The organism is Halorubrum sp. AS12 (genome assembly GCF_051122765.1).
In the GTDB taxonomy this organism is placed as follows: Archaea; Halobacteriota; Halobacteria; order Halobacteriales; family Haloferacaceae; genus Halorubrum; species Halorubrum trapanicum.
Genome location: NZ_CP185385.1, coordinates 590,192 through 609,552, shown reverse-complemented (window position 1 = coordinate 609,552; position 19,361 = coordinate 590,192). Strand labels below are relative to the sequence as shown.

General features: G+C 65.0%; 16 protein-coding genes, 1 tRNA gene and 1 pseudogene. 9 read left to right on the top strand and 9 right to left on the bottom strand.

Going from position 1 to position 19,361, the window contains the following annotated elements; all coding sequences use genetic code 11:
- Nucleotides 1-267: 267 nt before the first annotated feature.
- Nucleotides 268-1,344, bottom strand: a complete 1,077-nt coding sequence (locus ACODNG_RS03090; protein ID WP_434522389.1) for a polymer-forming cytoskeletal protein — start codon at nucleotides 1,342-1,344, stop codon at nucleotides 268-270.
- A 177-nt stretch (nucleotides 1,345-1,521) separates the two neighbouring features.
- Between ACODNG_RS03090 and ACODNG_RS03085 the strand changes: the two genes are divergently transcribed.
- Nucleotides 1,522-1,701, top strand: a complete 180-nt coding sequence (locus ACODNG_RS03085) for a DUF5786 family protein (RefSeq protein WP_434522388.1) — start codon at nucleotides 1,522-1,524, stop codon at nucleotides 1,699-1,701.
- A gap of 91 nt (nucleotides 1,702-1,792) precedes the next feature.
- Complete coding sequence (locus ACODNG_RS03080; RefSeq protein WP_006628666.1) at nucleotides 1,793-1,990, top strand: DUF5800 family protein; 198 nt, start codon at nucleotides 1,793-1,795, stop codon at nucleotides 1,988-1,990.
- Nucleotides 1,991-2,012: 22 nt separating this feature from the next.
- On the opposite strand, the gene ACODNG_RS03075 is transcribed toward ACODNG_RS03080, so the two are convergent.
- Nucleotides 2,013-3,314: a PQQ-binding-like beta-propeller repeat protein gene (locus ACODNG_RS03075; RefSeq protein ID WP_434522387.1), complete on the bottom strand. Its 1,302-nt coding sequence runs from the start codon at nucleotides 3,312-3,314 to the stop codon at nucleotides 2,013-2,015.
- 109 nt (nucleotides 3,315-3,423) lie between these two features.
- On the opposite strand from ACODNG_RS03075, the gene ACODNG_RS03070 reads away from it, so the two are divergent.
- Both ACODNG_RS03070 and ACODNG_RS03065 read left to right on the top strand, forming a co-directional pair.
- Complete coding sequence (locus tag ACODNG_RS03070) at nucleotides 3,424-3,576, top strand: hypothetical protein (RefSeq protein ID WP_434522386.1); 153 nt, start codon at nucleotides 3,424-3,426, stop codon at nucleotides 3,574-3,576.
- A 587-nt stretch (nucleotides 3,577-4,163) separates the two neighbouring features.
- Entirely contained in the window at nucleotides 4,164-5,264 is a 1,101-nt protein-coding gene (locus tag ACODNG_RS03065) for a hypothetical protein (protein WP_434522385.1), read from the top strand.
- A gap of 120 nt (nucleotides 5,265-5,384) precedes the next feature.
- Here the strand turns inward: ACODNG_RS03065 and ACODNG_RS03060 are convergent, their stop codons facing one another.
- On the bottom strand, nucleotides 5,385-5,546 hold the full coding sequence (locus ACODNG_RS03060) for a hypothetical protein (RefSeq protein ID WP_434522384.1): 162 nt from the start codon (nucleotides 5,544-5,546) through the stop codon (nucleotides 5,385-5,387).
- A 225-nt stretch (nucleotides 5,547-5,771) separates the two neighbouring features.
- On the opposite strand from ACODNG_RS03060, the gene ACODNG_RS03055 reads away from it, so the two are divergent.
- Complete coding sequence (locus tag ACODNG_RS03055) at nucleotides 5,772-7,022, top strand: tyrosine-type recombinase/integrase (RefSeq protein WP_434522383.1); 1,251 nt, start codon at nucleotides 5,772-5,774, stop codon at nucleotides 7,020-7,022.
- Nucleotides 7,023-7,863: 841 nt separating this feature from the next.
- On the opposite strand, the gene ACODNG_RS03050 is transcribed toward ACODNG_RS03055, so the two are convergent.
- The 3 genes from ACODNG_RS03050 to ACODNG_RS03040 form a co-directional block, all read right to left on the bottom strand.
- Nucleotides 7,864-8,038: transfer RNA gene (locus tag ACODNG_RS03050), tRNA-Trp, on the bottom strand.
- Nucleotides 8,039-8,156: 118 nt separating this feature from the next.
- Nucleotides 8,157-8,381 (bottom strand): DUF5795 family protein, encoded by a 225-nt coding sequence (locus ACODNG_RS03045; RefSeq protein ID WP_434522382.1) that lies wholly within the window; start codon nucleotides 8,379-8,381, stop codon nucleotides 8,157-8,159.
- 105 nt (nucleotides 8,382-8,486) lie between these two features.
- The gene (locus ACODNG_RS03040; protein WP_434522381.1) at nucleotides 8,487-9,512 is read right to left on the bottom strand and encodes a DUF5794 domain-containing protein; all 1,026 of its coding nucleotides are present in this window, start codon (nucleotides 9,510-9,512) and stop codon (nucleotides 8,487-8,489) included.
- Nucleotides 9,513-10,034: 522 nt separating this feature from the next.
- Here ACODNG_RS03040 and guaB point away from each other — a divergent pair.
- The 3 genes from guaB (at nucleotide 10,035) to ACODNG_RS03025 (ending at nucleotide 14,269) form a co-directional block, all read left to right on the top strand.
- Nucleotides 10,035-11,519 (top strand): IMP dehydrogenase, encoded by a 1,485-nt coding sequence (gene guaB / locus ACODNG_RS03035; RefSeq protein WP_434522380.1) that lies wholly within the window; start codon nucleotides 10,035-10,037, stop codon nucleotides 11,517-11,519.
- A gap of 91 nt (nucleotides 11,520-11,610) precedes the next feature.
- Nucleotides 11,611-12,198 (top strand): HalX domain-containing protein, encoded by a 588-nt coding sequence (locus ACODNG_RS03030; RefSeq protein WP_434522379.1) that lies wholly within the window; start codon nucleotides 11,611-11,613, stop codon nucleotides 12,196-12,198.
- A 70-nt stretch (nucleotides 12,199-12,268) separates the two neighbouring features.
- The gene (locus tag ACODNG_RS03025) at nucleotides 12,269-14,269 is read left to right on the top strand and encodes a DEAD/DEAH box helicase (protein WP_434522378.1); all 2,001 of its coding nucleotides are present in this window, start codon (nucleotides 12,269-12,271) and stop codon (nucleotides 14,267-14,269) included.
- Nucleotides 14,270-14,319: 50 nt separating this feature from the next.
- On the opposite strand, the gene ACODNG_RS03020 is transcribed toward ACODNG_RS03025, so the two are convergent.
- The gene (locus tag ACODNG_RS03020) at nucleotides 14,320-15,381 is read right to left on the bottom strand and encodes a phytoene/squalene synthase family protein (protein WP_434522377.1); all 1,062 of its coding nucleotides are present in this window, start codon (nucleotides 15,379-15,381) and stop codon (nucleotides 14,320-14,322) included.
- Nucleotides 15,382-15,558: 177 nt separating this feature from the next.
- On the opposite strand from ACODNG_RS03020, the pseudogene ACODNG_RS03015 reads away from it, so the two are divergent.
- Nucleotides 15,559-16,750 (top strand): annotated as a pseudogene (locus ACODNG_RS03015) (acyl-CoA dehydrogenase family protein).
- Nucleotides 16,751-16,768: 18 nt separating this feature from the next.
- Here the strand turns inward: ACODNG_RS03015 and ACODNG_RS03010 are convergent.
- Nucleotides 16,769-18,793 (bottom strand): PH domain-containing protein, encoded by a 2,025-nt coding sequence (locus tag ACODNG_RS03010; RefSeq protein ID WP_434522376.1) that lies wholly within the window; start codon nucleotides 18,791-18,793, stop codon nucleotides 16,769-16,771.
- The gene (locus ACODNG_RS03005; RefSeq protein WP_434522375.1) at nucleotides 18,790-19,254 is read right to left on the bottom strand and encodes a PH domain-containing protein; all 465 of its coding nucleotides are present in this window, start codon (nucleotides 19,252-19,254) and stop codon (nucleotides 18,790-18,792) included. Before ACODNG_RS03005 ends, ACODNG_RS03010 begins: the two co-directional genes overlap by 4 nt.
- Nucleotides 19,255-19,361: the final 107 nt, after the last annotated feature.

The window sequence follows — 19,361 nt, the reverse complement described above, 5'->3', positions numbered from 1 at the left end:
ACCCAGTCCCGCCAGCGTCGCGCGGCGGGTCGTCGTCAGTGATCGGCTCATGACGCACCCGGGAATTTCTGTGCCGGTTGTAAGTATCTTGTGTCCGTTCAAGAAATAAGTGAAATTAACTCGGCTAAAATCGGCTTAATCGTCCGTGTCGTCGACGTTTTCACACCGTTACTCGATCCTCTTTATGCCCGAAATGCCCACTTTCGTGGCTTCTACCTGCTGTTCGGTGTTATCACAGATCAGACCGAACAGGTTCGGTCCGCCGGATCAGGAGTCGCCGTCGGATCCGACCGCGTCCGTCGTCGATCCCGCGTCGGCCTTCACCGGCGTGGTCTCGTCCTCAGTCGGGCCGTCGGCGTCGGACTCGGCTTCGTCGGTTTCGTCGGCGGCAGCCGCCGCGTTAGCGTCGTCTGCCTCGCCGTCCTCGCCTCCGTCGGTTTCGTCGGCATCAGCCCCTGAGCCAGCGTCGTCAGCCTCGTCGACGCCGTCGGCCGTACCCTCAGATCCGCTCTCTTGGACCAGTTTCATCTCGCCGCGCGCACGGAGGGTGCCCTGAATCTCCGCGCCGTCGTACACCACCAGATCGCCCGCGGAGACGTCGCCGAGCACGCGAGCGCCCGCTTCGACGGTAACGGTCCCGCCGCGGGTCGTCACGTCCCCGTGGATCACGGTCTCGGCGCCCACGGTGATATCCTCGCGGGCGCGCAGCGAACCGAACACTTCGTTTCGCTCGCCGACGCGGATCGACTCCGCGCGGAGGTTGCCGTGGAGCCGGCAGTCGTCGCCGACCGTCGCGGGCGTCGACACGCGCCAAGCGTCGTCGGAGATCTCGGCGCTCCGCGGAACGAGCAGCGGGTCGCGGACGTCGTCGCCGTCGGCGAGCGCCTCCGCCAGCTCGTCGGCGGCGTCCGTCTCGCCGACGCGCAGCAGCTGCGAAAGGACGATGAAGTAGAACACGATCGTCGGCACCGGGTTACGGATGACGATCCAGCCGTTGGCCTCGAACCCCTCCTCGATCGTCACGTCGTCGCCGATGTCCAGATCGCCGGAGACCATCAGGCGGCCGGTGACGGTCACCCGCTCGCCGAGGTACGCGTCCTCGCCGACCAGCACGTTGCCGTCGACTGAACACCAGGTGTCGAGCCGGCAGTCCCCCTCGGCCTCGATGTCGTTGGCGACGCGCACGCGCTCGCCGATCGCGACGTTGCGGCCGCGGACGCCCAGCTCGACCGTGGACTGGCCGCCCACGAGCACGTCGCCGTCGACGACGACGTCGTGCTCCTCGACGGTCGTCCCCGAGGGGATCGCGAGCTCCTCGATCGGGCCGTCTCCTCGCAGCGACACACCGGGAGCAGTCGCCCCGCGGGTATAAACGGTGCGGGGCGTCGGACGCGCGTCGGACGCGGCGTACACTCCGCGTTCCGGAGCGGTTTCGCCCGATCCTCCTCCTTTTCCGCGTGAATCGCTACCGAACTGGATCGCGGTCGCTGTGCTTTTCCGTGCGCCGCCGAAAAGATATCCATGGGATTTGGATCGTACGACGAGAGCGAACAGAAGGATCAGGACGTCGACACCGACGAGGACGACGCGGTGAACGTTCACGAGAACGATCACGACGGCGACGTCTCCATCGAGGGCGACACCGACACCGACGACCTCGTCGGCCGCCTCTCGGAGATGCGCGACGACGACGACGAGTAATCGGCGACGAACACCCGGCACCACGTAGTCCTCCAAGAGCGACGCGGGTCGTGTCGCGCTCCTTTTACAGACACGCCGCCTACCCGGACGCATGAGTACGGATCTGACGTTCACCGACCGCGGTGTCGACGTCGTCTACGAGGGGACGGAGTTCGAACTGGAGAAGACGCTGATCGAAGAGGCGACCGGGAAATCGTACCGCGACGTGACAGACCACGAGGTCCTGACGATAGTCGCCGAGGACCCGGAACTGGACGGCGAGCCGGTCCGGATCGGCGACGTGCTTTAAACGACGGCCGAGAGCAGTCCCCTCACTCGGCGGCGACGAGCTTGTACCCGCCGCCGTCGACGTCGCCGCTCGCCGGGGCGGGCGCGCGCTCGGCGTAGTAGATCTCGCCGTCGACGACGCGGGGCGCGCTCGTGATCCACCCGTCGTGTTCGACCCGCCACACCTCGTCGCCGGAGTCGGCCTCCAGCGCGTAGAGCGTGCCGTCCTTCGACCCCGTCAGCACGCGGTCGCCGGCGACGGTCGCGCAGCCGGTCAGTGGGCGACCGGTCCGGAAGCGCCACTCCACGTCCCCGGTCGACGCGTCGAGCGCGTACAGATGGTCGTCGTGGCTCCCCATGTACACCACGTCGCGCTCGGGGTCGATCGCGGGTCCCGTCATCGACAGGTCGCCCGTCTCGAAGTGCCAGTCCTCCTCGCCGGTCGCCAAGTCCACCCGGTAGACGTTGGTGTCCCACGAGCCGAAGAAGGCGGCCCCGTCGTACGTCGCGATCGGGCCTTTGATCTCGCCGTTGTTCGTTTCGGGCGGGTCCGTCGCGAACCGCCACTGGAACTCCAGCTCCGGGAAGCTCCAGCAGTAGCAGTAGCCGTCGTTCGACCCGCACACCATCCGCCCGGCGTCGAGCGAGAGGGCCGGCGAGGAGTGGGGGTGATCGGTGGGACGGTGCTCCGGCTCCGCCCAGGTGATATCGCCGGTTTCCGCGTCGACCGCGAACAGCCGCCCCTCGGGCGTCGGGAACTCGACCGAGACGTACAGCTCGCCGTCGCAGTACAGCGGGCTGGACCCGATCGAGCCGCCGAGGTTCGTCGACCACTCCAGGTCGCCCGAGTCGAGCGCGAACGCGTAGCAGACGCCGTCGTACGCGCCGACGTACGCGCGGCCGTCCGCGACCGCCGGCGTGCCGTGGATCCCGCGGCCCTCCGTGTCGGTCTCGCCGCGCCAGCGCACCTCGCCGGCCGCCGTTATCGCGAGGAGTTCGCCGGTGTCGCCCGGGAGGACGACGCCCCCGTCGGGGAGCGGCACCGCGCTCGCCTTCGCCGCGCTGTGTTCGCCGGTGTTGACCTCGGGAATCCGCCACGCCTCCTCGACCTCGTCGGGCACCGTCTCGTCCGGGTAGTACCCCCACCGCTCCAGCGACCCGCGGAACTGCGCGACGCCCGGAGGGATCGTCTGCCGCGTCGAGTCCCCCGCACCGGGATCCACGTCGGGGGCCTCGCGGTCGGCGTTCACGGGCGGACTGTCGAGGGAGGCGCAGCCGGCCGCGGCGGCGGTCGTCGCCGCGCCGACCGCGGCGAGCCACTCGCGACGAGAGCGGGCGTCGGTCATCGGGATAGCCGTCGCGCCGGGGTCGCTTTAGTGTGGCGGCCGTGCCGGTCGCGGCCGGAGTCGCGCGTTTCGACTGGACGAATTTTCCGACGGTGGCCGAAGTCACGGTATGGAGATCGGATTCGAACTCGGAGCGAACGTCCCCTCCGGCGTGTTCGCGCTCCACGCCGCCATCGCCGTCGTGTTCCTGGGTCTCGTGGGCGTGAACGGCGCGACGGCGAGACGATCGGGCTGGCGCTGTACTTCGCGATGGCGGGCATGATCGCGGTCGTCGGCGTGCTGGCCGGACGGATCGTGTCGCGGCGGTAGTCGCAGGCCGGATCGAATTTTCAGCGCCGTCGCTCGCGGTCTTGCTCGCAGGAGAGGAAAGTGGGGCCGGAGAGTGGAGCCAAATTCACATATTTGACTTTTCTGGTCTTCTCACCAACCGATCCGACTGTTGGCGTCTTGTTATACTGGCTCATTGTGGACTCGGTCGTTTTATTGAGTCACTCCCGAATCACGACTTGAAGCGGTCGATCTAAATGAACCACTTTAGCGTTAGGAGCGCGTCTTTTGCTGTATAACCCGGAGATCGGTTCTGTGAAGGCGTAGCTAGCGGGGCTACGCTGGAAGAGCTATTACCCCTCCAAAACCGAACCATGACGACGGCACATCGTCATAAAAGCTCCCGTGTGATTTTATTATTTTTCTGATGGAAATGCGAGAGTTAGAAAACACACGGAACCCCTAAAAACGTCTGACGCCGGAAATCACAGTGTTGTTGACTATAATCGAAAATATATTTGATAGTTTACATTAATCATTAAACTTTTTTATATTGAACATAATTAGTAGGTGTGATGAACGATGGTAGAATATATAGAAATTAGCGAGGAAAAATTAAAAATTATACCAGATAGTATCCAATATCAATTGGGCATAAGTGTAGGTGACAGAATCAAGTGGAAGGTATTCGATGACAATAGTGCGATAGTTGAACGTGCTAAGCCGAATGAGTCGGATAATAGTGTGTCTCGTCGTGTTGTTTTAAGGGATATTGGGATCTCATTTATTGGTGGTTTGGCCACCGGTATCGTTGGTAGTGGGGCAGCAACTGCTATGGAGGTTGATGAAGCGCTTGAGCCATACCTGCCTAGTTTCGTCGATGAGTCGATCTACTCAAGATTACTGTGGTTTACTGGAGATATATTTGTAACTCCTGGCCGCGGTGCGCCTGAAATCAGTGATCTTGGTGAAATTGACTTTCTTACACAAGTAGAACTTGCTAATGCTGTTTTAAAAACCGTTGATGATGTTGAACCACAGTCCGTTAATGAATTAGATGTAAATAAAGCAGGACATATCGCAACAACAACAGGCCCGCTTGGCTCTGAATTTGTAGCGTTAAGTATGGGGTACGATCCAGACTCGATTGCTGAGTACCAAGGGCGTTTGCCGTATATTTTTGACTTGGCACCTTCAGAAAAATACTATGGCATGTCCCTTGATGAGATAAGAAGTGAAAGAACGAACTGGCCTATTACAAAATCTTATGGAGATCCTACGCCAATTGAACCGGAAAAAAGGGATGGGAAACCCACCCTCGGAGATTCTAACCGACCAAAGTACCGAATCGATTATGGAATGGCGGTTGTCAAGAGGTTACATGAGGGATGGGAACAATACGAAAAGTACGAAGATTATTCTCCACTAACAGAGTATGATAATAATGTCCATCTTCTCGTTGCTGGCTGTCATGGTGAAGGGACACTCGCTGTAGCTAAAGCACTTTCAGATGAGGAAATGATCAGAGAGATTGAACAAAAAATACCATCAGATGTGAATAGATATCAAGCAGTTTTCACTGCATATATTGATCACTATGATGAGTGTGAGGATAGGCGTGGGGATACTGTTTACGTCCCCGAGTTTCAAAATATCTCTTTGTATGACGCGAAGCCGCTCTAATGGAGAACAGATACCTTATTCCTTCAAAACTGCTTTTTTGAGCACCAGCGATCGTATCCTACTCCTGACCTGCTCCGGGGCTCCGTCTCTAATCGCGCGGTCCGCATCACCGGTCACCCCTTAGCGGACAGGTCCGCTCCGTTTGATTTTTTCCGGGACCTCGTCGAGAGTCTCCGCGAGCTCTTCTTCGGACCTTCCCGCTGGCACTTCCACGACTACACTAATGTCGTCCCGGTCCGCACTTGCCAGCATCCGGTCGTCCCCGATGCCGACATCAACCACGATCGGCTACTCCGACGCGACCTCTTCGAACATCTCGCGGTAGACCGTGCCGCCGTCCGTGGCAACCCATCAGCGTCGCTGTTAGAGTGGCCGCCTAGACGTTTCAGCGTAGCACACCACTGGTTGTTCTCGCTGACGTAGAATTCGCAGAAATCGCAGATCCTCGGCTCTCCGTTTACCTCAACTTCACGAATGTTTAATTTAGAAATTGGGGACAGAGATATTATGAACCACGGTGCTACCGCTCCCTGGTTCAAATCCCTCCTCAGCACGTCGCCGTCGCTCGCGGTGTTGCTCGCGACGGCAGGAAGTGGGGCCGGAGGGATTTATGAACCCCCGCCGTCGTGCCATTTCAAGGCACTCCGGGGCCTATCTACCTCGCTCCCGACAGGTCGCTCGATTCGCGCCTCTCTCCACCAACGGTGGTCGGATTCAACCGTGAACCACAACGAACCTGACGACCCATCCGAAGTAACGAGCCCGAGACAAGCGAGAAGGCGATTCATCGCCAGCAAACGCGGAACGGTCAAAGACTCCACCACGCGAGCCTACAAATACCCGACTAAGAGTTTCGTACAGTTCTGTGAGGACCGCGGCGTCGAAACGACCGGCGAGATCGGCGGCCACGTCATCGGCTCGTGGAAGCGGGAGCGCCAAAGAGAGATCGCGCCCGTCACTCTCCAAAACAACGTCAAACACCTTCTCGTCTTCGTCAGATGGTGCGAATCGATGGAGTTGATAGACTACGGGACCGCCGATCGAGTGAAAGTCCCCGACATTAGCAAGAAGCAACAGGTGAGCGATGAAACAGTCCGAGCCGGACAAGCCGAGAACGTTCTCCATTACCTCGACACCTACGAGTACGCGAGCCGGGAACACGCGCTGTTCAAACTTATGTGGGACACCGGATGCCGAATCGGTGGGGCTCTCGCTCTCGATCTTGACGACTTCGATCACAAACATCCCCGCCAGCCGCGGCTCTACTTTCGGGACCGCCAAGACGAGGGAACTGGACTCAAGAACGGCGAGTCCGGTGAGCGGGACGTGATGATCAGCGATCAACTCGTCGCCGTCCTCATCGACTACATCTCCGCGAAACGTGATGAAGTGACTGACGAGTACGGCCGCCATCCCCTGTTTACGACGCCGAACGGCCGGCTTTACCGACAAAAAGCCTACCACAATTTGGTTCCCCGAACCCGGCCGTGCGTCACCACCGGAATGTGTCCCCACGATCGGGAAGAAGCCGAGTGTGACGCCGCCCAATCGGTCGAGAAGGCACCTTCTTGCCCGTCCAGTAAATCACTCCACCCCATCCGGCGGGGCTCGATCACGAACCAGATCAATCTCGGATGGGATAAATCGAAGTTGTCCGAACGGGTTGACGTTTCGGTCCCGGTGCTGGAGAAGCACTACGATGACAGAAAACTGGAGGAGGAAGCCCGAGGTCGAGAGGAGTTCACCGACCTTCTTTAAATCAGAAGGCCTTTTCTAACTTCATTATTCGCGGCCCTGTGGACATTCTATCTTTAGAGATATTCTCGTCTGTAACAACTGGCCGCTGAAGGGTGCTTATTGAATCCAGTTACGCGTCCTGTCATCTCAAACCTCGCTGAAACCTCGTCCGATCAAGTACCCAACTATTGTAATCACGCCAGATATGATTGCTCCGGTGACAAGTGGAAATATGAAACCGGCTGGCCCCGCTATAATCGGGATGAACAGATTGAGTGTGAAACCAAAACTTGGACCGAATGCGAGTATCCAATTCCCAACGAGATCTGTACCCTGAAACGCCCGAAAGACAACGATGGCGGTAACAAGGAGCGCGGTTCCCCAGACAATAGCCGATTGTACTGAAGTCGAGGGTTCCAAGTCCCAGACCCGCAACCCAGTCAAAGTCCCAAGAACAAATAAAAACGCGGCCGTGGCCACTAAAATCTCACTTGTTCGCTTGTTCAAGAGCATATACATTTGGCTTGTCTTACATTACGTATGCCTTGTGGGTCAAACTGGGTCTAAACGATCTACGAGTCCCCTGTAATGACCACGGCCGAATCAACCGAGAGGAACTGAAACGTGCGAGAAGGTGGCGCGTTTGAACATTTGACATATTCGCGCCGCTATCTGTATGAGTGATAGACTGTTGAGGAATCACGGTTATATATGCCGCGACCGTGAATCCAAGTGACCACCAAACGATGGCGGGGATGAACCGGTAACCGGTTCAAATCCAGTTGTCGAATCTACTAACCGAAATTCGAGAACCGAAGTTAGAGGCGTTGTACCGTCTGTTTACCGAGGAAAATCGAGATAGTGGGGCCGGAGGGATTTGAACCCCCGATCGACTGATATCTCCGGTGCGCCTCGGAACTCCAGAGGGTCGTCAACACGACCGATGATCAGTCGGCCGCTCGGTATATCAGTCTGGAGTGTCGTCCCGGGCACAAGCCTCTGGAGTCAGTCGCCATGCCTGGCTTGGCCACAGCCCCGCGTGATCTCGCATCAGTTCGTTGCCGAAACGCGGATAAAGGGGTTTCGATCGAGGGCGTTCGGGGGACGTGACGGCGACGACCGAAAGCGCGTGACGCCTCGGCGATCCGACCGGCGCTACTCCCGGTCGTCGTCGCTCCAGTCGCAGTCTTGGCACTTGTAGCCGGTGACGAACTCGGTCACGCTCGGCATGTATCCGACCGAGATGATGTCGCCGCCGCACTCCGGGCAGTCGCGGTCGGCGTCGGTAATCGACTCGGCCTCCAGCACCGACTCTCCCTCGACCAGCTCTGCGAGCTTTTCGGGCGTCACCATCCGCCCCTGAACGACGCGGTTCGACATACCGGCCGTTCGGCGCCGAGTACCTAAACCCCGGCGACACGCCCGGGGCGCGGGCGGCGACCGAGGCGGCGTCAGAGAACGGACCTCCCGAGGGTTACGTCCGGACTACAGCCACGGCGCCCGGGAGTCGTCGTCGGTGAACGGGTCCGTCCCGTCGTCGTCGGTCTCACGCCCCTCGCCGCCGTTCGCGAGAACGGCGACGTCGTCGTCGACGATGGGAGACGGTCCCTCCGGCGGGGCGTCGAGCGGCGGGTCGCTCGGCGCGTCTTCCTCGACGGTCTCGTCGGCGGGATCGGTCGAGGCGGGGTCGTCCGAGTCATCCCCCTCGGCGGAACCGTCTGCCGGTCCGTCGTCGTCCGACGCGTCGCCGCCGCCGACGGCTCCCTCCAGCGCGCCCGCGTCCGGGTCGTACGCGAACAGCGTCGTCACGGCGAGCACCGCGAGCGCGACCGGCGCGTCCGTCTGCATGAGGTCGAACGGGCCGAGCAGGATCGGCAGCGCGAGCACGCCGAGTGCGACCGCCGACCCGAACCGGAACCGATCGATGTCGACCCGGCCGCGGAGGTGCGGCGACAGCAGCGCGATCGACAGTGCGAACCCGACGCCGACGGCGGCGGCCGCGGTCCCGTTGACCACGTACTCGGTCGACGTCTCCAGGGCGAACCCCGACGGGTCGAAGCTCGCGACGAGACCGAGACCGATGATCACGCCCGGACTCGGCAGGTACTCGCCGATCTCGGAGCTGGCGGTCTTGGCGGCGATCGTCAAGATTACCAAGCCGGCGAACCGCTCGAAGACGGCCAGATCGAGGAGCTCCTGGAGCATCGGCGCGAGGGCGGCCTCGACGGCGGCCACCGGGATGATAACCGCGCCGATCAGCAGCACGGACGTGACCATCTCTCGCCGAGAGCCGTCCATCTCCGCGAGGATCACCGCGGCGGTCGCGGAGCCGCCGAAGATCAAGATTCCAGTCTCGACGACGCCGGTGGCCGATCCGAGAACGCCGGCGACGACGAGCGCGGGGAAGATGCCGTCGACGAGCGGCAGGACCATCACGGTCGCGAGCAGCTTCGTCGCGCTCCCGACCTGCTGTTCGAGTCGCAGGGCGACCGGGTGGCGTGAAGTGCTCATTTAGGGACGATAGCCCTGACCGACGGGGAGGCGGTAGGATGCGTGCGACTCGCGATGGTCGGGGGACCAGCACTCGGAGTCCACGCCGCGGGAGGTCCGACGAGCCCATGTAAAGCGTTTGCGCGGATTGCCGGCTGTAAAGCGGACGCCGAGGTCGACGTTCGGCTGGCCGGCGATGCGCGCGTTCACGGGACTGTCGGAGTCCATACTCGATATACGTGTTTCGGTCGCGTTAAAGGTTGTGTGAGACGTGTCCGCACGACACGATGGATCGACGCCGAACACACAGGTTCGGCGACGATCCGTCGGATCTCGACGCACTTCCTCGATCATCTCTCGGCTTCCGAACTCCTGGTCGCCGATCGCTCCCGGGCAGCGACATTCGTCGGACAGATCTCGCGTCAACCGGGTTTCAACCGGAGAATGACCATATTCGTGTATACAACACGGATTCGGATGTGATCAACCTCCACGTCCGTGCTGTCTCGCAACGCTTTTCATCGGCCGTTCATGACGGATTATATGGCGACAGATTCTGGCCGATTCTCGGCGAAGCTCGACGTTCCGGAAGCGCTGACGTTCGACGACGTGCTGCTCCGCCCGAAGGAGAGCCGGGTCGAGCCGGACGACGCGGACCTGAGCACCCGCGTGTCGAAGAGCGTCGAACTGACCGTCCCCGTACTGTCGGCGGCGATGGACACCGTCACCGAGAGCGACCTCGCGATCGCGATGGCCCGCGAGGGCGGTCTCGGCGTTCTCCACCGCAACATGACCGTTGAGGAGACGGCCGCCGAGGTCGAGCGCGTCAAGCGCGCGCACGAACTCGTCATCCGCCGCGAGAACGTCGTCACCGTCTCGCCGGACGACACCGTCCGCGAGGCCGACGCCGTGATGGAGCGGCAGGGCGTCTCCGGCGCCCCCGTCGTCGACGACGACGACACGGTCCTCGGGATCATCTCCGGTACCGACATCCGCCCGTACCTGGAGGTCGGCGAGGACGACGCGGTCCGCGAGGCGATGACCGACGAGGTCATCACCGCTCCGGAGGACGTCGAGGCGCGCGAGGCGCTCGAGCTGATGTACGACCACAAGATCGAGCGCGTCCCCATCGTCGACGACGACCGCCTCGTCGGGCTGGTGACGATGCAGGGGATCCTCCAGCGCCGCGAACACGAGGAGGCCGCCCGCGACGAGGACGGTCGCCTGCTCGCCGGCGTCGCGGTCGGTCCCTTCGAGGAGGAGCGCGCCGTCGCGGCCGACGAGGCCGACGTCGACGTTATCTTCATCGACTGCGCGCACGCGCACAACCTCAACGTCTTGGACTCCGCGGAGGCGATCAAAGGGACCGTCGACGCGGACGTCGTCGTCGGCAACGTCGGGACGCGCGAGGCCGCCGAGGCCGCGGTGGACTTCGCCGACGGGCTGAAGGTCGGCATCGGCCCGGGTTCGATCTGTACCACGCGCGTCGTCAGCGGCGCGGGGATGCCCCAGATGACCGCGGTCGCGGAGGTCGCGGACGTGGCCGCCGACCACGGCGTGCCGGTGATCGCCGACGGCGGAATCCGCTACTCGGGCGACGCGATCAAGGCGCTCGCGGCGGGCGCGGACGCGGTGATGCTCGGCTCCTACTTCGCCGGCACCGACGAGGCCCCGGGCCGCGTCATCACGATGAACGGGAAGAAGTACAAGCAGTACCGCGGGATGGGGTCGGTCGGCGCGATGAAGTCCGGCGGCGGCGACCGCTACCTCAAGGAGGAGGACGAAGACGAGGAGTTCGTCCCCGAGGGCGTCGAGGCCGCGACCCCGTACAAGGGGAGCCTCGCCTCCGAACTCCACCAGCTCACGGGCGGGATGCGCTCCGGAATGGGTTACGTCGGCGCGGAGACCGTCCCCGACCTCCACGAGCGCGCGGAGTTCGTCCGCGTCTCGGCCGCGGGACAGAGCGAGAGCCACCCGCACGACGTGATGATCACGGACGAGGCGCCCAACTACAGCCCGGACGAGTGATACCGGTCGGCCGGAGCGCCGAAGAGGTATTTTAATATAGCCAGCGGCGAGACGAAACGTGTGAGCGAACACCCCCTCGCTCCCGTCATCCATGAGTGAGCAACCGCCGCTGGTCCTCGTGGTCGAGGACGAACCCGATCTGGCCGATCTGTACGCCGCTTGGCTCGGCGACGAGTACCGCGTTCGAACCGCGTACGGCGGCCACGAGGCGCTCGATCAACTGGACGAGGCCGACGACGAGGTCGACGCGATCCTCCTCGATCGACGGATGCCCGGTCTCTCCGGCGACGAGGTTCTCACGGCCGTCCGCGACCGCGGCATCAACTGTCGGGTCGCCATGGTCACCGCCGTCGAGCCGGACTTCGACATCCTAGAGATGGGCTTCGACGACTACCTCGTCAAGCCCGTTACGAGCGATACCCTTCGAGAGACGGTCGAGGGGCTGCTGCGACGCGGCGAGTACGACTCGGAGGTCCAAGAGCTGTTCTCGTTGACCTCGAAGAAGGCGATGCTGGAGTCCGAGAAGAGCGCGAGCGATCTGGCGGACAACGAGGAGTACCAGCGGCTCACCGACCGGATTACCGAGCTCCGCGAGCAGGCCGACGAGTCGCGCGACGCGGTCGCGACCAACGACGAAGACTACGAGAAGCTCTTTCAGGACTTCGACACCGACGGATAGCCCGCGACCGAACCGGTTGAGGGGGATTCCGCCGACTCTTTATCACCGATCCGGCCGAACGCGTGTTCGTATGCGCGTCCGGGATCTGCCGCTTTCGCCGTCAGTTATCGACCACTTCGCCGAGCGCGGCGTGCGCGAGCTGTACCCGCCGCAGCGCGCGGCGGTCGACGCGGGCGTCTGCGAGGGCGCCGACGTCGTCGCGGCGGTGCCGACCGCGTCCGGAAAGACGTTTGTCGCCCAGATCGCGCTGTTGACCGCGGACGGTCCCGGGCTGTACGTCTGTCCGCTCCGCGCGCTCGCCCGCGAGAAGTACGAGACGTTCGCGGCGTTACCCGGCGTCGAGGTCGGAATCTCCACCGGCGACTTCGACGCGACGGGCGAGGAGCTGGCGGGCAACGACGTCGTCGTCGCCACGAGCGAGAAGGTCGACTCGGCGATCCGAAACGGCGCCTCGTGGGTCGACGAGCTGGCCTGCGTCGTCGTCGACGAGGTCCACCTGCTCGGCGCGAAGCGCCGCGGGCCGACCCTCGAAGTGACGCTGGCGACGCTCCGGCGCCGGAACCCCGACCTCCAAACGGTGGCGCTGTCGGCGACCGTCGACAACCCCGAGGCGATAGCGGACTGGCTCGATGCCGCCCTCGTCGAGTCCGACTGGCGGCCCGTCGAGCTACGGACCGGCGTCGCCGTCGGCGGAGACGTCACGTTCGACGACGGAACGTCCCTGTCGGTCGACGTCGCGGCCGCCAATGATTCGGATCCCGACGGCAACGTCGACCGCGACGAGACGGAAGCCGACGGTGGGGTCGACGACGAGACCGACTCCACTGAGGTCACAGCCGCGCTGGTCGCCGACGCGGTCGCGGACGGCGGCCAGTGTCTCGCGTTCGTCCGCTCCCGTCGCGAGGCGGTCGACCTCGCGGAGCGGCTCGCGGACGACGGACTCGCGGCGGACCTCGGGATCGAGGATGCGGCCGCGGCTGCGGCGGACGAGGTCACCGACGTGGACGGCACGCTCACCGGGCAACAGCTCGCGGACTGCCTGCGCGCCGGCGTCGCGTTCCACCACGCCGGGCTCCGCTCCGGCCACCGCTCGGTCGTCGAGTCGGCGTTCCGCGAGCGCGACGCTGCCTGTATCTGCGCGACGCCCACGCTGGCCGCCGGGGTCAACGTCCCGGCACGGCGCGTCGTCGTCCGCGACCAACGACGCTACGGAGAGAGTGGAATGTCGTGGATCCCGACGCTCGAGGTCCACCAGATGTGCGGCCGAGCGGGGCGCCCCGGTCTCGACCCGCACGGGGAAGCCGTCCTCGTCGCCGACGCCGACACGCGGGCGGAGGTGCGCGAGCGGTACGTCGAGGGCGAGCCGGAGGCCGTCGAGTCGCAGCTCGCCGACCCGGGCGCGCTCCGGACCCACGTCCTCGCGGCGATCGCGACGGGATTCGCGGCGACCGAAACCGAGATCCTCGACGTCTTCGAGGGGACGTTCTACGCCCGGGAGACCGGCGCGGGCGGCCTTGCCGACGCGGTCGCCGTCGCGGTCGATGACCTCGTCGCGGCCGGGATGGTCGCCCGGGAGACGGGCGGCGTCGAGGACTACCGGCTCGTCGCGACGGCGGTCGGCGAGACGACCTCGAAGCAGTACGTGCGTCCCGAGACGGGCGAGTCGATCGTCGCCGGGCTCCGGGCGGCAGCGGACCTCTCGGACGCGACGACGCTCACCGCCTTCGAGGTTATCTGCGACACGCCGGACATGGAAGACACCTATCTCGGAAACGCCGAGCGAGCCGACATCTACCGGTTCGCGCGGAGCAACGCCGCCCACCTGACCACGGACATGACCGAGCCGGACGACTTCGAGGGGTGGCTGGAGTCCGTGAAGACGGCGCGCATCCTCGACGAGTGGATCGGCGGCGCGACCGTCGAGGAGCTGGTCGAGCGCTACCGGATCGGTCCCGGTGACCTCGACTCGCGGGTCGAGCGCGCGGAGTGGCTGCTGAGCGCGGCCGAGGCGCTGGGGGAGACGATCGGCGTGCGCGTTCCCGCGGTGTCGCGGGCGCGGTCGCGGCTGTGAGAAACGAGTGGGGGAGGAACCGGCGCCGACCGCCGTCGGACCGCGGCGCTTCAGTCGGCCGAGCCGACAGCGCGGTGGAACGGGGTCCGGGCGATCGTCTGCCGCAGCTCCGCGAGCGAGTCGCGGCCCACGTCGCTCGCGGCGGACATCACCGCGAACACCTCCTGTCTGGACACCTTCACGCCGGTCTCGGTGAGCGCGTCCTCCGGGCGGCTCCCGAGTTCGCGGAGGGTGCCGACCGCGAGCAGGTACGGGACGGTCCACGCCTCCAGCGTGTTGCCGTTCGAGAGCGGCATCGTCTCTAAGTACGCCTGCGCGTCGTCGAGGAACGACCGCGCGTAGTCGGCGGTGCGGTCGACGACGCGCGCGGACGACTCGCGGTTCTCGGGGTGGACGACGCGCTCCTGGTCGACGCCCTCGGCTTCGAGCCACTCCGCGGGGAGGTAGACGTTGTTCTCCTCGGTGTAGTCGTCGTAGACGTCCTTCGAGACGTTCACGAGCTGTAAGAGGAGACCGAACTCCTCGGCGGTCTCGCGCAGCTGCTCCGCGCGCTCCTCGCCGATGTCGCCACGGGTGAGCAGGTTCGTGATGAGGTTGCCGACGGTACCAGCCGCGTAGTAGCAGTACTGCTCTAGCTCGTCGCGGTCGTCGATCCGAAGCCCGCCTTCGGTGGCGTGGCGGTCGACGAACATCGCCATCCCGTCGACCATCTCCAACACCGGCGGGACGATTGCCTCCTGCGCCTCCGGATCGAGCTCCTCGAACGTCGCGGCGATTGTGGGCGCCTCGGCGACGACGGTCCAGTCGTCGTCGCGCTCCGCGGGCAGCCACTCGTCGACCGCCTCGCGGAACTCGCCGATGTCGGTCTCGTCGTCCGGGTCGATCGCTCGCCGATACGTTCGTAGCACGTCGCTCTGGGCTTCCGGTGGGATGTGGCCGGCGTCCTCCACCGTGTCGGCGACGCGACAGAGGAGGTAGCCGACGCAGATCTGGGAGGCCATCGGCTCCTCTAACACGTCGACGGTCAGCGCGAAAGTCCGCGAGACCCCTTGGACCGCCTCGTGACACCACGCGAGGTCGGCCTCGCCGGGGGCGTGTTCTCGTCCGCTCATTCAGTTGCCAGACGTTACGGCACAACGCATAAAAAGCCTCGTGGAACGCCGGCCGGCCGTTCCTCGTCGATCGGGACGTCGAAACCGGACGACCCCGTCGCCGCTCGTGCCGACGAACCGGAGACCCGTGTACAACCGTGTGAAAACGGCTAAGTCGGCCCGGTCGAACGTCCCGACATGGAGTTCACGCTCACCGAAGAACAGCGCCAGATCCGCGACACGGTCGCGGAGTTCGTCGACGAGGAGGTCGTCCCGCGCGCGGCCGAGATCGACGAGAACGACGAGTTCCCCGCCGACCTGGTCGACGAGATGGCCGATCTCGGTCTCATGGGGATGCCGTTCCCGGTCGAGTACGAGGGCGCCGGTCTCGACTACCACAGCTACGCGATTGGACTCGAAGAGATCTCTCGCGGCTCCGGCGGACTCGGCACCGTCGTCGCCGCCCACACGTCTCTGGCCGGCAACATGCTGTACGAGTTCGGCGACGAGGCCCAGAAGGAGGAGTACCTCACCGCCTTGAACACCGCCGACGACATCGGCGCGTTCGCGCTCTCGGAGGCCGAGGCCGGCTCGGACGTGCCCGCGATGTCGACCACGGCGGAGCGCGAGGCGCGAAGCGCCTCGGAACGGAGCGGCGTCGCCGCGGAGCGCGACGGCGACGGCTACCTCGTCAACGGCGGGAAGCTCTGGATCTCGAACGGCTCCGTCGCGGACACGGTCACCCTCTTCGCGAAGACCCACCCGGACGCGGGCCGGAAGGGCATCTCGTCGTTCGTCGTGCGCCCCGAGGAGGACGACGGGTTCATCGTCGAGGGGACCGAGGACAAGCTCGGCGACAAGGGGTGTCCGACCGCGGAGCTGCGGTTCGACGACATGTGGATCCCCGAGGACCGGCTGCTCGGCGAGGAGGGTGAGGGGTTCGTCCAAGCCCTCAAGACGCTCAACGGCGGGCGGATCACGATCGCGGCCCGGTCGGTCGGCATCGCGCGCGCCGCGCTCGACGAGGCGACCGAGTACGCCCAAGAGCGCGAGCAGTTCGACCGCCCCATCTCCGACTTCCAGGCGATCCAGCACAAGCTCGCGGACATGGACACGAAGGCGCGCGCCGCGGAGCTGCTGATCGCACGAGGCGGCCGACCTGAAGATCCGCGACGAGGACTACATCAAGGAGGCCGCGCAGGCGAAGCTGTACGCCTCGGAGATCGCCCGCGAGGTCGCCAACGAGGGGATCCAGATCCACGGCGGCTACGGCTACACCAAGGACTTCCCGGCCGAGCGTTTCTACCGCGACGCGAAGCTCTCCGAGATATACGAGGGAACGAGCGAAGTGCTGCGCAACACTATCGCACAGCAGTTGCTGGACGAGTAGGACCGCGGCCCGGAGCGGTCAGGCTCTCGGATCGCCGTCGTCGCTGTCGGCGGTGCGGTCGCCTTTCGTCTCGTCTCCGTCGCGGTCGCCTTCCGTCTCGTCTTCGTCTCGATCGACGTTCGCCGCTCCGCCGTCGCTCTCGTCGTCGAATCCGGGGCCGTGGGCGACGTCGGCGTCCGAGGGGTTCTGGTCGACCGCGTATCCGCCGGTGTCGATTCGGTCCGCCGGCTCCGAGTAGTCGCGGTCGCCCGGCGAGAAGTCGGGGCGGACGACGCCGTCGTCCGGGATGTCGGACTCGTTGTCGGGCGCCGCGTCGTCGGTTGTCACGTCTCCGGTCGACGCCTCGTTGGTCGTCGCGTCTCCGGTCGACGCCTCGTCGGTTCTCGTCCCTTCTGGCGTCGTGTCCGGTTCCGCGTCGACTCCGGTGCTCTCGGTGTCTTCGTCGCGGTCGACACGCTCGACGCGGTTGACGCGCTCAACGCGGTCAACGTTCTCGTCACGGTCGGCGCGCTCGTCCCGGCCGCCGCCCTCGTCGATCCACTCGAAGCGGTCGCTCTCCTCACTGCGCCGCTCCGCGACGGCGGTCGCGAGGCGTTCGGTGAGCGTCTCTTTCAGCGCCTCGGCCTCCTCGATTTCGAAGTCGACCGCGGCGGCATCGCTCCCGGTCAGCGACCCGGTCCCCGCCGTGTCGGCGACGATCGTCGCGACGCCCCACCGGCGCTGGAACACGGTCCGGCTGTCGATCACGTTCTGGATCCGGTAGTACGGGACGACGGCGACGGTCCGACCCCAGAACCCGTTCCGCGTGAGCAGGTGGTCTTCGCCGAGCCAGTAGCCGCGGTGTTTCCACTTCAGGTGCGCCGCGGGCGGCACGGCGAGGAGGAGCGCGGCGACCCCGTACCAGGGGAGCGGCGCCGCGACGTACCAGTTCACGGCGTACGCGATCCCCGTGAGGACGCCGACGACCATGGCGTACCGGACGACGTACCGCCACCGGATCCGCTTTGGCGGGCGTTCGAACTCGGGCGTCCCGAACGACTCGATCTCGTGTGCGAGCCGGTAGACCCGGTCGGTCGCGGCGATCGGCACGGCGGACTGGTTGCCGGACTCGCCCCCCTGCCCGGGAGCGTAGCCCGCGGTCTCGATAGAGAGGCTCGCGTATCCGAGCGCCCGCTTGGCCGGGTTGTCCGTGATCCGCAGCGTCTGGATCTTCTCGGTCGGGATCGACCCGCTGTACCGGCGGAACAGGCCACGCTCGTAGCGCAGTTCGTCGCCGGCACGGGAGAGCCGGAACCCGTAGTAGTTCGAGAAGGCCACGCCCGCGCCGATGAGCCACGACGCGAGGAAGAGGGCGGCGACCCCGACGATCGCCGTCGCGGTCAGCGCGGCGGCCGACGTCTCCGGCAGGAAGCTCGACAGCACCGGGAACGACCCGGAGCTGAGGAACGCCAGGAGTCCGATCAGGCGCCCGTCGAACGACAGCGCACCGACGAGGGCGAGTTCGCCGGGCGAGATGGCGAACAGCTCCTCTTCGTCCGGAGCGAACGCGTCCTCGCGGCCGCGGTCGACCGCGTCGACGCCGGTCGCCGTTCCCTCTCCGGCGTTGTCCGGGCGGTTCGCGTCGGACTTCCGGCGCTGGACCTCCCGCTGGATCCGGGTCGCCTCGTCGGGCGTGACGTATCGGATCGACCCCTCCGTGCTGGAGCCGCCGGCGGTCTCTAAGTCGACCGCGGCGACGCCGATCGCGCGCTGGATCACCCCCCGGCTCACGTCGACGTTCTGGATCCGACGATACGGGATCTCCCGCTCGCGTCGGGAGATGACGCCGGAGGAGATGTCGAGCGTGTCCTCGGTGAGGACGTACTCGAACCGGCGGTAGTACGCGACCTCGTAGGCGAACATCGCGACGAGGATCGCGGCGCCTCCGCCGACCGCCAGCGGGAGTCCGAACCCGCCGCTGTTCACGATGACGAACAGCGCGACGGCGGTCCCGGCCGCCTTCTGGAGCGCGCGGTACGGGACCGACTGCGGCGCCAGCTTCACACCGCGTCCTCCCCGTCGGCGCGGATCGCCAACCGCTTCAGCTCCTCGCGGAGGTCGCTCGCGCCGTCCGGCGTGAGTCCCGGAATCCGCACGTCCGCGCCCCGCGATCCCGCAGTGTACACCACGCAGGAGGCGAGTCCGGCGGTCCGCTCGATCGGGCCGCGCCGGGAGTCGACGTGCTGGATCCGCACCAGCGGCACCGTGGTCCGCACCTGCGTGATCACGCCGCGGTCGAGGTAGATCGCGTCCTCGCGGATCTCGTAGCTCCAGCGTCGGTAGCGGAGCAGCGCGTGCGCGACCGTGATCGTCAGGACCACGGCCCCCACGGCGACCGGCGCCCACTGCGGGAGGTACTCGAGGTACACGCCGCCGACGAACGGGGCGGTGATCAGTGCCGAGAGGAGCACCGCGCGGAGGACCCACACGATCTGGACTCGGGGGTGGAGCGTCTGTGCCGTCATCGACGGTCCCCCGTCGCGCGTCCGTGTGTCATGGACGGCGATTGACGGTCCCGACGTATAAGTCCGGCCGGAAACGGCCGAGAAAAAGAGAAAAATCATGATATATA

Bases quoted from the DNA above. Each gene is read 5' to 3' on its own strand.
- ACODNG_RS03085 (WP_434522388.1), top strand. From the start codon at position 1,522: ATGGGATTTGGATCGTACGACGAGAGCGAACAGAAGGATCAGGACGTC.
- ACODNG_RS03080 (WP_006628666.1), top strand. From the start codon at position 1,793: ATGAGTACGGATCTGACGTTCACCGACCGCGGTGTCGACGTCGTCTAC.
- ACODNG_RS03075 (WP_434522387.1), bottom strand. From the start codon at position 3,314: ATGACCGACGCCCGCTCTCGTCGCGAGTGGCTCGCCGCGGTCGGCGCG.
- ACODNG_RS03070 (WP_434522386.1), top strand. From the start codon at position 3,424: ATGGAGATCGGATTCGAACTCGGAGCGAACGTCCCCTCCGGCGTGTTC.
- ACODNG_RS03065 (WP_434522385.1), top strand. From the start codon at position 4,164: ATGGTAGAATATATAGAAATTAGCGAGGAAAAATTAAAAATTATACCA.
- ACODNG_RS03055 (WP_434522383.1), top strand. From the start codon at position 5,772: ATGAACCACGGTGCTACCGCTCCCTGGTTCAAATCCCTCCTCAGCACG.
- ACODNG_RS03045 (WP_434522382.1), bottom strand. From the start codon at position 8,381: ATGTCGAACCGCGTCGTTCAGGGGCGGATGGTGACGCCCGAAAAGCTC.
- ACODNG_RS03040 (WP_434522381.1), bottom strand. From the start codon at position 9,512: ATGAGCACTTCACGCCACCCGGTCGCCCTGCGACTCGAACAGCAGGTC.
- guaB (WP_434522380.1), top strand. From the start codon at position 10,035: ATGGCGACAGATTCTGGCCGATTCTCGGCGAAGCTCGACGTTCCGGAA.
- ACODNG_RS03030 (WP_434522379.1), top strand. From the start codon at position 11,611: ATGAGTGAGCAACCGCCGCTGGTCCTCGTGGTCGAGGACGAACCCGAT.
- ACODNG_RS03025 (WP_434522378.1), top strand. From the start codon at position 12,269: ATGCGCGTCCGGGATCTGCCGCTTTCGCCGTCAGTTATCGACCACTTC.
- ACODNG_RS03020 (WP_434522377.1), bottom strand. From the start codon at position 15,381: ATGAGCGGACGAGAACACGCCCCCGGCGAGGCCGACCTCGCGTGGTGT.
- ACODNG_RS03005 (WP_434522375.1), bottom strand. From the start codon at position 19,254: ATGACGGCACAGACGCTCCACCCCCGAGTCCAGATCGTGTGGGTCCTC.